Raw genomic sequence first — 11,067 nt, 5'->3', positions numbered from 1 at the left:
AATAAGCATCGCCTATTGGGCGGTGCTTTATCTCGTTTTATCAGTTTAAAGGTTTGCGAACCTATTTAAGTTATTCAGCGGTCAAGGTTAAAGAAACCCAGCGGCCTCTTGCGTAAGCGGTAATATCACCTTCGGGTATTTTGCCATTGGTCACCGCATTGGCTGATACTTTAACAATATCACCCGGCGCCAGATTAAAACGCCCTAAATCATGGTGGACCTTTTCAAACTCTAATTTTGTTGGCGGGTTAAAAACAGTTGCCAATAACTCATTATTTTTATAAAAACGATAGCTGGACTCTCCATCCACTTCGGTGATAGTCGAGAGGTGAATACGATAATGGCCAGTCGGAAAACTTTTATCTAACGTTTTACTGGCACTAATATAAACATCTCTTAATTTTGGATTGCCGGCATTAATGGCCAAGGCTTTGCGGTATTTATCAAAATAGAATTGTTTATCAGTGCCATTTTGAATATTAAATTCAGCCGCAGGTAATTTTATTTTGTCACCTTTATCAGCCATCGTTAGATTTGATGTGGCTGTGCAGCCGGCGATAACAAAACCTACCGCTAAATTGATAACCGGGTTTATCAAAGTGCGTTTATTCATTAGGTTTTGGTCCTTTGTTAAGTGCTGATCCCGATAGGTGATCTGTTTTTATTATTATATTTGCCTATTTATGTATCGTATTAAAACCTCTAAACAGAGCACTAAGTGCGTTAGAGAGATTAGAGGTTTTATCAGTCACTGCAATTATTCGTAAGTGCACAAATACGCGGTGTCAGATTTTAAGGTAAGCTTAAAGCTATCGTTGGCTGGAATTTCATAACTTTGACCTTTGGTAAAAGTTTGCCATTCAGTCTCACCAGGCAATAAAACCGTCATCTCACCTGAGATCACTGTCATGACTTCTTTTTTGCTGGTGGAAAACTCATAATCACCCGCTGCCATTACACCCACAGTGGTCGGTAATTGCTCACCTTCAAAGGCAATAGATTTTACTTTTCCGTCAAAATAGCTGTTTACATCAAACATGTATATAGTTCTCTAATCAAATAAAGGGCGCTATTCTAATGACAGTTGAAAATAAAAGTCAATTAGCCAAACCATTGACAACGACTAAGCCGCAGAATAATTTTCAAACAAGTGTTTAAATTTACGCAGAGAGACATTAGTATTAAAGATATCCAACTAAGGTGAGATAACGCATGACTCAAGCAAACAAATGCATAACGTCTGATGGCCAGCGAATTGCTGTGATCAGTGGTTTACGAACGCCTTTTGCCCGCCAAGCGACTGCCTACCATGGGGTGTCCGCGCTTGAACTGGGTAAGATGTTAATTGGTGAAATGTTGATCCGAACGGATATAAATCCAAAGGAAATTGAGCAATTGGTATTTGGTCAGGTTATACAAATGCCTGCCGCCCCTAATATTGCTCGTGAAATTGTTTTAGGGACTCAACTGCCGGTTGCAACAGATGCATATAGTGTCACTCGAGCTTGTGCCACTAGTTTTCAGGCAACTGCGAGTTTGACTCAATCTATTATGGCTGGGCAAGTTAGCAGCGGCATAGCCGGAGGTGCGGATTCAACCTCAGTATTGCCTGTGACAGTATCAAAAAATCTAGCGGCTATCTTATTAGATCTCAGTAAAGCTAAAAGTTTTGCACAAAAAATGTCTATTCTTAAGCGTTTTAGAGGTAAAGACCTAGTGCCTGTGCCGCCGGCAATCGCTGAATATTCAACCGGCTTAACCATGGGGCAAACCGCTGAGCAAATGGCAAAAACACATGCCATATCGCGTGAAGAACAAGACAGATTTGCGCTGCGATCACATGAGTTAGCAGAGCAAGCTTGGCAGCAAGGACATTTAGCTGATGAAGTAATGACAGCGTATCCTTCACCTTATAAAACTTATTTGAATAAAGACAATAATATTAGACCTGATGCCAGTATAGACAAATATGCCCGCCTTAAACCTGTTTTTGATCGCCGGCACGGCAGTGTCACAGCCGCTAACTCAACGGCACTAACCGATGGGGCTGCGGCTGTATTATTGATGCGTGAGGATAAAGCCAAAGCACTGGGTTACCAACCCCTTGGTTATATTCGAAACTTTGCATTTACCGCGATAGATGTATGGCAAGATATGCTTATGGGGCCTTCGTACGCAACGCCAAAGGTTTTGCAACAGGCCGGATTAAGTTTGCAAGATATGGATCTTATTGATATGCATGAGGCATTTGCCGCCCAAACGTTAGCAAATTTGAAAATGTTCGAGAGTAAAAAGTTTGCTCGCGAGCAGTTAAACTCAGAGCAAATGATTGGTCGTGTTGATATGGAAAAATTCAATGTAAACGGTGGCTCACTTGCGTATGGCCATCCATTTGCAGCCACAGGTGCACGTATGATCACACAAACCTTAAACGAATTAAAACGTCGCGGAGGCGGGCTCGCATTAACCACAGCTTGCGCTGCCGGTGGTTTAGGCAGTGCAATGATTTTGGAGGGCGCTGAATAATGCATACTTTAGAACAGTTCAGTTTACAAATAGAACAAGATCAAATCGCTGTGGTAACGCTGGACGTTGCCGGTGAAAGCATGAATGTGCTCACTCAAAAAACGATTGATGAAATTAATACGTTATTAAATCAGATTGAAAAAAATCAAGATCTGCAAGGTGTCATTATCACATCAGGAAAACCGGATTCATTTATCGCTGGTGCTGATATTAACATGATTTCGGCGTGCCGTACCCTGGATCAAACTGAACAGCTTGCTCGCGCCGGACAAGCCATATTTGCGCGGGTTGAGCAATCTAGAATCCCGTTTGTCGCGGCCATCCATGGGATTTGTTTAGGTGGTGGTTTAGAATTTGCTTTGGCTTGCCATTATCGAGTGGGTACTGACGATGATAAAACCCAGTTGGGGCTACCTGAAGTTAAGCTGGGTTTATTGCCAGGTTCTGGTGGTACTCAGAGATTGCCCAGGTTAATTGGTGTGCAAAATGCAATGGATATGATGCTAACAGGGCGTCAAGTGCGAGCGCGCAAGGCATTAAAAATGGGGTTGTTAGATGATTTGGTACCGCAAAGCATTTTATTAGAAACCGCCCGTAAATTGATCCGCGGTGATTTGTCTAAGTGTGGTAAAAAAACTAATCCGGTCATGAAGCTGGTTGAAAGCAACACCTTTAGCCGCAATTTAATGTTTGATCAAATTCGCAAAAAAGTTGAAAAACAAACGGGCGGCCATTACCCAGCACCGATTAGAATCATCGAGGTGGTTAAAGCCGGTTTAGATAATGGTTTAATGCAAGGTTATCAAGCAGAAGCACGTGGTTTTGCCGAGCTGAGTCATACACCACAGAGCTTTCAACTACGCCAGTTATTTTTAGCCACAGACGAGCAGAAAAAAGAATTTAAACAACAAGCAAAAATTGCCGAAACTTTGCAAAAAGTCACTGTTTTAGGGGGCGGTTTGATGGGCGGTGGCATCGCCTCTCAAGTCGCGTTAAAAGCAGATCTACCGGTCCGTATTAAAGATATTCGTGAAGAAGGAATATTAGCAGCGCTAAATTATAGCTATAAGCTACTTGATAAAAAGCGCCAACGTGGTTTTATTAAATCCCCTCAATTGCAAAAAGAGATGCAAAAACTATCCGGAACAGTTGATTGGACTGGGGTTAGCCGCAGTGATTATGTGGTTGAGGCTGTTTTTGAAGATCTTGAACTTAAACAACAGACATTGTCTGAGGTAGAAGCACGCTGCGACAACAAAACTATTTTTGCAAGCAATACTTCGTCTATTCCAATTAGTGAGATAGCCGCAAACGCAAAACGGCCAGAAAATGTAATTGGTCTGCACTATTTTTCGCCAGTTGAAAAAATGCCGCTGGTTGAAATTATCCCACATGCAGGTACGAGTGAAAAAACACTGGCGACTACTATCGCGTTTGCTCGACGACAAGGTAAAACGCCCGTTGTGGTAAAAGACAGCGCTGGGTTTTATGTGAATCGAATTTTGACTTTGTACATTAATGAAGCGGCGAACCTATTAGTCGAAGGTGAGCCAATTGAATGTATTGATGCAGCGCTTAAAAAGTTTGGTTTTCCGGTCGGTCCGCTAAAGCTCATTGATGAAGTTGGACTTGATATAGGCACCAAAATTTTACCAGTGATGAGTGAAAAATTGGGCCCGCGCTTTGACATGCCAGAAGCCTTGCAAATACTCGTTGATGATGGCCGCAAAGGGCGTAAAAACAAACGAGGTTTTTATAATTACCAAAGCTTACCTTGGTATAAAAAGTTGGTTCGTAAACCATCAGTTGCTGATGAATCTGTTTATAACTTATTAAAAATAGATCCGGCACAAACCATGAATCCAGAAGAGATCAGTCAACGCTGCTTAGCTCAAATGTTGAATGAGGCTGCGCGCTGTTTACAAGAAGGCGTCATATCTAGCCCACGAGATGGCGACATTGCGGCCGTATTTGGTATTGGCTTTCCACCATTTTTAGGTGGCCCATTCCGTTATATTGACAGCATAGGGGTAGACACCTTAGTTGAGCAACTGCAAACTTATCAAGTGAGGTATGGTAGTCGTTTTGAACCAGCACAGATATTATTAGATTATGAAGCTAAGGGCTGCTCGTTTTATTCATCTGCTCATTCTGAAGACGCTGAACGGGCAACGGAAACAAAGCAGCCAGACGAAGACATTGATGTTCGTACTGATAGCAGTGTGGATGATAATACCATTGCAAAAGCGGCGGCGATTAAAACGCAAGCAGAGCCGGAAATCGAAGACAGTAAAACAAACGAGCAAGCTGAATCGCTTGTCGATCAACAAGTCGGTCATCACGACGGTGATGAGAAGCTCGAAAATGCGAATCTGCACGCACCGGTTCATGCAGATCCAGAGGCACAAACCACAAAACCGTCAAATGAAGAGGACGGCGAACACCGCAAAAAACCATCATGAGGCGGTTAAAAACTGCGTCATTGCAAATACTGATAGTTTTGCTGACTGCGCTGTCAGTATTTGCGTTAGCATATGGTTTTTATTGGATATTTAGTGCTGGGCAGGGGTATTTTCAGCAAGGAGGCAATCAAAGCCCCTTCATGAGTCCTTTTTTATGGGGCGCAATTATCCTTGTTGCTATTGCAGCTGGTTTTAGTCGAATTTGGCGCTGGTATATAGAAAAACGTTTTATTCGTTTGTACAAAAAAGCCGCTAGCGACAAGTCGCAAGCGGCCCATGATAAATAAAAACGATTAAAGGCTTTTACGTTTAATCAAGCTGTATATTAGGCTTATGGTCAGCGCCGCCACGTAAACAACAAAGATAATCTGCATCCACTGTGGCATGCTCATATTTAAAAATGTCCAGTCAATATTGCCACAGTCCCCTCTGGGCTCAAACAGGGCTGGTAGCCAAACATCAGGTTTAAACCAAGCTGGAAAATTTGGCACTAACTCGCAGCTCGCAAATAAAGGGTTAGGGGCGTTTTGCAGTGCTAAATGATCGCCCGCGACTTTTACGCCCCAAATCGCTGACACCAGAGCGGCGAGATAAGAAAGCAAACGACAAATGAGTGACTGTGGGCAAACGAGCGCTGGCAAAGCTGCTAAACAAATACCCCATAAAGCGATTCGTTGATAAACACACTTTATACAAGGCTGTAGATCCCAAACGTATTGAAACGCCAGCGCGGCTAACTCTAACAAAAAAGCAGACCCAACCAACAGCGCCCAACCAGAGCGCTTTTTAGGGTTAAAAATACCGAGCAGACTCATTAATGCCCACCTACCGGAGATTCGCTTGTCGGTAACGCACTGTGATGTTCGATCAATTGCATGTCGTAGAGTACATCTGTCATTTGCGGTAAAAACTCCCAAGTAAAAAATAAACCAACTAAGGTTAACACTATTGTATAAGGGAGCGCCATCCATACCATTTTTCCATACGACAGTCGCAATAGGGGGGCTAACGCGCTGGTTAATAGAAATAAAAAGGCGGCTTGTCCATTCGGGGTTGCAACACTCGGTAAATTAGTACCTGTATTGATAGAAACTGCCAGCAAATCAAATTGGTCGCGGGTAATTTGGCCGTTTAACCAAGCTTGTTTTACTTCTGTGATATAAACAGAGCCCACAAATACATTATCACTCACCATAGATAAAAGTCCATTTGCAAGATAAAAAACAGCCAGTTGAGATTGGCCTTCAAAAGTAAGTACCCAATCAATGACAGGAATAAATAGTTGCTGATCTATAATAACGGCTACCACAGCAAAAAATACGCACAGGAGTGAGGTAAAAGGCAGAGCTTCTTCAAACGCATGGCCAATTGAGTGTTCTTCAATGACCCCACAAAACGAAGTAGCTAATATAATAATACTTAAACCAATCAAACCGACTGCCGCTAGATGAAACGCCAAGGCAATAATTAGCCACACTGCAATTAAACCTTGTACCCAAAATTTGGCAATGTCCATTTTGCTTAAGCGAGCATCCGTATATGCGTCGTATTTAGCTAAAATTAACCAAATTTTATCGGGTAAGTGTGCGCCATAACCAAATACTCGAAATTTTTCGACACAGACTGTCGTGATCAAACCAAAAATCAATACAGGAATGGTCACAGGTGCCATTCGTAGCGCAAATTCTACAAATCCCCAACCTGCTTTATCGGCAATAATTAAGTTTTGTGGTTCACCAACCATAGTGGTAACACCGCCTAACGCTGTGCCTATTGCTGCGTGCATTAACAAGTTACGCAAAAAAGCTCTAAACTCGTCAAGCTGGCTGTGAGTGAGGGGTTCGATGCGACTATCTTCGGTATGGTCATGATCGGCCGAAAAGTCTTTTCCAGACGCTACTTTATGATAAATAGAGTAAAAACCGACTGCGACGGCAATGATCACTGCAATGACGGTTAGTGCATCTAAAAAAGCCGATAAAACCGCTGACGAAAAAACAAATGCAAGCGATAACATGGTTTTAGAGCGAACTCTAATCAGTAATTTGGTAAACAAAAAAAGCAGCAGGTTTTTCATAAAATAGATACCAGCGACCATGAATATAAGCAGTAACAATACTTCTAAATTGGTCTCTATTTCATGCATAACATGGTCAACCGAAGTCATGCCAATAGCGATTGCTTCAATGGCTAATAAACCACCCGGTTGTAATGGGTAACACTTTAGTGCCATCGCTAAGGTAAAAATAAACTGAACGATTAACGCCCAACCGGCAACGTAGGGGTTAATTTGAAATAAAATTGGATTGATGATTAAAAACGCAATAATTGCAAGCTTGTACCACTCTGGGGCCTGCCCCAAAAAGTTCCTGGCAATCGCCTGCGGTATAGTTTGAGGGCTCATTAATTTGAATTTCCTGTCATTGTTATTTTTTGCGTCTAAATTATCGACGTTTTAGGACGATAAATGCAATAAAAACTATGATTAATTATTCACTGTGCATATTTGAACTAAATTAGCGTTTAAATTTGCGCTTTTATCAGCTTATTGGGTTTCAATTAACCTTTTATGTCGCATAATTTTTGGGTATAGTGCAGCGCTAAATATTTGCCAATCGGATCATGTTTTGTTCAGTCGCAATCGTCTTTTTATTGCCCATAGATATAGCGCCAGCCGCCACAAAACAGGTTTTGTGTCATTTATCACTTTTTTTTCCGTTGCTGGGATCACACTCGGCGTAATCGCACTCATTACTGTTATTTCGGTCATGAATGGTTTTGAAAAAGAACTCAAAACCCGTATTTTAGGGGTAATACCACATATTATCGTGCAAACGCATGATAAACCGGTTGATATTACTGGTTTAGATACGGTTTATGCTGCTGTACCTTTTCGGGCGACTCAAGCCTTGATCCAAGGGAGTGGGCAATTGCAAGCGATCCAATTGCAAGGTGCAGAACCAGAGCTTTCCTCACATGTGTCGGCAATTGCGGCCAGCATGATAAATGGCCGTTTTGATGATTTGCAAGCAGGTCAATATCAAGTCGTAGTGGGACGACAATTAGCGGCAGGTTTGAATGTTCGGGTAGGCGACAAGGTTAAACTTTTATTAACTGATAGAACCCGTTATACCCCATTGGGACGCATGCCAGTACAGCGAAATTTTGAGGTTACCGGGATATTTGACTCTGGCTCAGAAGCAGATGCGAGTGTTGCACTGATTCACCTTGCTGATTTAAATCGTTTATTAAAAACGCCAAGCGCACAAACTAGCCAAAGGTTATACTTGCATGATGCATTTGATGCCGCTGCCGTTAAACAACAACTGATGTTGCAAAATCCGTCGCTCAAAATTACCGACTGGCGAGTCAGCCAAGGAGAATTGTTTGCGGCGGTAAAAATGGAAAAAAATATCATGTGGTTGATGTTGGCGCTGATTGTTGCAGTGGCTGTATTTAATATCGTTTCGGCGCTGGTTATGATGGTAAATGAAAGACGCAATGAAATTGCAACCTTACAAACGATGGGGATGAGCAAGCGAGATATAGTGGCTATATTTATTTACCAAGGTATGTTTAAAGGTTGTGGTGGGGCTATTATGGGCTCTATCTGTGGTGTTTTATTATGTATGTATCTTAATCCACTAATGAATGCATTGGGTATTGGTATGTTCAATAACCCGGCTTATCAGGTGCAAGGATTACCAATTGACATGCAGCCAGTGCAAATTAGTTTAATTGCTGGCAGCGCTATTGTAATGAGTTTTTTAGCCACTCTGTATCCTGCGTATCGTGCAGCCAGTATGCAACCTGCCGAGGTATTAAAACATGAATAAGATTATTTTAGACGGCCAGCAAATCAGTAAATCCTATCAAGATGGTGATAGACAAGTGGCGGTGCTCAAACAGGTTGATTTACAGATTCATGAGGCCGAACATTTAGCCATTGTTGGTAGTTCAGGGTCAGGTAAAAGTACGTTATTACATATCTTAGGTGCTTTAGACAAACCCAGCGGCGGCAAAGTGATCTTTGACGGCACGGATATTCATCAACTAAGCAGCCGTAAACAAGCTGAGTTTAGAAATCACCATCTAGGGTTTGTGTATCAGTTTCACCATTTGTTATCTGATTTTGATGCTTTGGAAAATACCGCAATGCCGCTATTAATTGATGGCATGAAAAAAAGTTTAGCTTTAGAAAAAGCAAGGGCCATGTTAACTAAAGTTGGTTTAGATAAACGGCTTGATCATTTGCCATCTGCACTATCTGGCGGTGAGCGGCAAAGGGTCGCAATTGCCAGAGCTCTGGTGCATCAACCCAAGCTGGTATTAGCCGACGAACCAACAGGTAATCTGGATGCTGACAACGCGCAAGCCATTTTTGAACTGATTAGTGAACTGAGAACCAGTTTAGCCACTAGCTTTGTTTTTGTGACTCATGATTTAGCATTGGCTGAACGCATGGACAGGCAGCTTGTTTTAAAAAAGGGCCAATTAGAGGCGGCTGATTTAACCGGAGTTGTGCATGTTTAACCGCCTTTCGCGAGAGATTGGTTATCGTTATGCACAAAGCCGGAATCATAACGCTTTTATCCGGTTCATTTCTGCATCTTCTGTAATTGGCATAGCGCTTGGTGTTTGTGTACTGATTTGGGTACTATCGGCAATGAATGGATTTGAGCGTGAATTAAAAGAGCGTTTGCTATCGCTAGTGCCTCATATTGAATATACAGCAGTAGACAAAAGTGGTATTAAAGATTGGGCGGCCTTAGTCAAAGAAGTTGAAGCCTACCCAGAGGTCAAAGCAGGCGCACCTTTTATTCAATTTTCAGCTTTATTACAAAAAGGCAGTGAGCTAAAACCGGTCGCAGTAAGGGGGATAAACTGGCAATATGAAAATCGTGTCTCGTCATTAAAAAATTACCTTTCTGCTGAAACCATTAAAACCTTTAATCAAAAAGGGGGCGTTATTTTAGGCGCGGGGCTGGCCCGTAAACTGAATCTAACGAGCGGAGATTGGTTAGACATCTTGGTGCCTCAACATTCGCCTAACGGACGTTTATTAGCGCCTAAACTCATACGTTTGCCGTTGGCTGGTGTGTTAGAAAGTGGTGGCCAACTGGACTTAACCAGTGCTTTTATTCAGCTTGAACTCGCTCAGCAAGAGTTAGGCTGGCAAGATTCGGTTCAAGGTGTACGTTTGGCCGTAAATAACGTGTTTGCTGCGCCTGCGCTCGCTCGAGAAATTGGTTACCGCTTACCTGTTCATGTGTATATGAACGATTGGACACGCACGTTTGGTCATATATATAACGATATCCAGATGGTTAGGGGCATCATGTATCTTATACTGGCGCTTGTGATAGCGGTTGCTTGTTTTAATATAGTGTCTACTTTGGTGATGGCCGTTAATGAAAAAAAAGGCGACATCGCGATTTTTATGACCATGGGCATGACTCGGGCAAAGCTTATACAAATATTTATGATGCAGGGTTTGTTTGCAGGGGTGAAAGGGACTTTATATGGTGCTGGTTTGGGTGTTTTAGGGGCTATGTATATAGGGGACTTGTTCGCTTGGATAGAGCAAGCCACTGGCAAAGAGTTCATCTCGGCTGATATCTATTTTATAAATTTTTTACCGACAGAGTTACATTATCAAGACGTGATTTTGACCTGTGGATGTGCGCTTTTAATGTCGTTAACGGCATGTTTATACCCAGCAATTCGCGCAGCATCAATCGATCCTGCGCAACAAGTGGGACAATCTTAACCACCGGGTGATTTACCCATCACTCGGTTGAGTTTTTCGTAAAAGGCTTCCAAATCAAAGCTATTTTTATAATCTAAATCATAACTTTGATGAAACGATAAATTAAGGGTGACTTTACCATCTGTTATTTGCAAGCTGTAACCATCTTGGAAAGACTCAGCGATTAATCCATTATAGTGATACTGATCACCATCTTGTTTACCATGTGTGCGAATATAATCAAAAGCTTGGTAAATTTTGCGGCTATCTAAATTATTTTCCACTTGTAACTCCAAAAAAATAAGTTGGCTCTGATTTCAACGTAACTCG

General features: G+C 42.1%; 11 protein-coding genes. 6 read left to right on the top strand and 5 right to left on the bottom strand.

Annotated elements, in window-relative coordinates; all coding sequences use genetic code 11:
* Positions 1-70 precede the first annotated feature (70 nt).
* Both C727_RS0110265 and ppnP read right to left on the bottom strand, forming a co-directional pair.
* A complete protein-coding gene (locus C727_RS0110265) occupies positions 71-613 on the bottom strand; it encodes a hypothetical protein (protein ID WP_017445553.1) in 543 nt (180 codons plus the stop codon).
* A gap of 144 nt (positions 614-757) precedes the next feature.
* Entirely contained in the window at positions 758-1,039 is a 282-nt protein-coding gene (gene ppnP, locus C727_RS0110260) for a pyrimidine/purine nucleoside phosphorylase (RefSeq protein ID WP_017445552.1), read from the bottom strand.
* A gap of 173 nt (positions 1,040-1,212) precedes the next feature.
* Between ppnP and fadI the strand changes: the two genes are divergently transcribed.
* From fadI to C727_RS0110245, 3 genes are read left to right on the top strand one after another with little or no spacing between them, the layout of a single operon-like run.
* The gene (gene fadI / locus C727_RS0110255; protein WP_017445551.1) at positions 1,213-2,526 is read left to right on the top strand and encodes an acetyl-CoA C-acyltransferase FadI; all 1,314 of its coding nucleotides are present in this window, start codon (positions 1,213-1,215) and stop codon (positions 2,524-2,526) included.
* Positions 2,526-4,988, top strand: coding sequence for a fatty acid oxidation complex subunit alpha FadJ (fadJ, locus tag C727_RS0110250; RefSeq protein ID WP_017445550.1), 2,463 nt, complete (start codon positions 2,526-2,528; stop codon positions 4,986-4,988). The genes fadI and fadJ overlap by 1 nt, the downstream gene beginning before the upstream one ends.
* A gap of 20 nt (positions 4,989-5,008) precedes the next feature.
* Positions 5,009-5,275: a hypothetical protein gene (locus C727_RS0110245; protein WP_155949211.1), complete on the top strand. Its 267-nt coding sequence runs from the start codon at positions 5,009-5,011 to the stop codon at positions 5,273-5,275.
* Positions 5,276-5,281: 6 nt separating this feature from the next.
* Here C727_RS0110245 and dsbB read toward each other — a convergent pair whose 3' ends face one another.
* Together dsbB and nhaB are read right to left on the bottom strand one after the other, a co-directional pair.
* Entirely contained in the window at positions 5,282-5,803 is a 522-nt protein-coding gene (dsbB, locus tag C727_RS0110240; RefSeq protein WP_017445548.1) for a disulfide bond formation protein DsbB, read from the bottom strand.
* A complete protein-coding gene (gene nhaB, locus C727_RS0110235) occupies positions 5,803-7,392 on the bottom strand; it encodes a sodium/proton antiporter NhaB (protein ID WP_017445547.1) in 1,590 nt (529 codons plus the stop codon). Before nhaB ends, dsbB begins: the two co-directional genes overlap by 1 nt.
* A 223-nt stretch (positions 7,393-7,615) precedes the next feature.
* On the opposite strand from nhaB, the gene C727_RS0110230 reads away from it, so the two are divergent.
* Genes C727_RS0110230 through lolE form a run of 3 tightly spaced genes read left to right on the top strand, consistent with a single transcriptional unit; the run spans position 7,616 to position 10,758 of the window.
* Positions 7,616-8,824 (top strand): lipoprotein-releasing ABC transporter permease subunit, encoded by a 1,209-nt coding sequence (locus C727_RS0110230; RefSeq protein WP_017445546.1) that lies wholly within the window; start codon positions 7,616-7,618, stop codon positions 8,822-8,824.
* Entirely contained in the window at positions 8,817-9,521 is a 705-nt protein-coding gene (lolD, locus tag C727_RS0110225) for a lipoprotein-releasing ABC transporter ATP-binding protein LolD (protein WP_017445545.1), read from the top strand. Before C727_RS0110230 ends, lolD begins: the two co-directional genes overlap by 8 nt.
* A complete protein-coding gene (lolE, locus tag C727_RS0110220; protein ID WP_017445544.1) occupies positions 9,514-10,758 on the top strand; it encodes a lipoprotein-releasing ABC transporter permease subunit LolE in 1,245 nt (414 codons plus the stop codon). Before lolD ends, lolE begins: the two co-directional genes overlap by 8 nt.
* On the opposite strand, the gene C727_RS0110215 is transcribed toward lolE, so the two are convergent.
* Positions 10,755-11,021: a DUF3081 family protein gene (locus C727_RS0110215; protein ID WP_017445543.1), complete on the bottom strand. Its 267-nt coding sequence runs from the start codon at positions 11,019-11,021 to the stop codon at positions 10,755-10,757. The genes lolE and C727_RS0110215 overlap by 4 nt on opposite strands.
* Between the last annotated feature and the right edge of the window lie 46 nt (positions 11,022-11,067).

Origin of the sequence: Gayadomonas joobiniege G7 (assembly GCF_000300815.1) — a bacterium.
Taxonomy (GTDB): Bacteria; Pseudomonadota; Gammaproteobacteria; order Enterobacterales; family Alteromonadaceae; genus Catenovulum; species Catenovulum joobiniege.
Note: the sequence above shows the minus strand (reverse complement) of the source record. Positions and strands in the feature narration are given on the sequence as shown.

Bases quoted from the DNA above. Each gene is read 5' to 3' on its own strand.
- C727_RS0110265 (WP_017445553.1), bottom strand. From the start codon at position 613: ATGAATAAACGCACTTTGATAAACCCGGTTATCAATTTAGCGGTAGGT.
- ppnP (WP_017445552.1), bottom strand. From the start codon at position 1,039: ATGTTTGATGTAAACAGCTATTTTGACGGAAAAGTAAAATCTATTGCC.
- fadI (WP_017445551.1), top strand. From the start codon at position 1,213: ATGACTCAAGCAAACAAATGCATAACGTCTGATGGCCAGCGAATTGCT.
- fadJ (WP_017445550.1), top strand. From the start codon at position 2,526: ATGCATACTTTAGAACAGTTCAGTTTACAAATAGAACAAGATCAAATC.
- dsbB (WP_017445548.1), bottom strand. From the start codon at position 5,803: ATGAGTCTGCTCGGTATTTTTAACCCTAAAAAGCGCTCTGGTTGGGCG.
- nhaB (WP_017445547.1), bottom strand. From the start codon at position 7,392: ATGAGCCCTCAAACTATACCGCAGGCGATTGCCAGGAACTTTTTGGGG.
- lolD (WP_017445545.1), top strand. From the start codon at position 8,817: ATGAATAAGATTATTTTAGACGGCCAGCAAATCAGTAAATCCTATCAA.
- lolE (WP_017445544.1), top strand. From the start codon at position 9,514: ATGTTTAACCGCCTTTCGCGAGAGATTGGTTATCGTTATGCACAAAGC.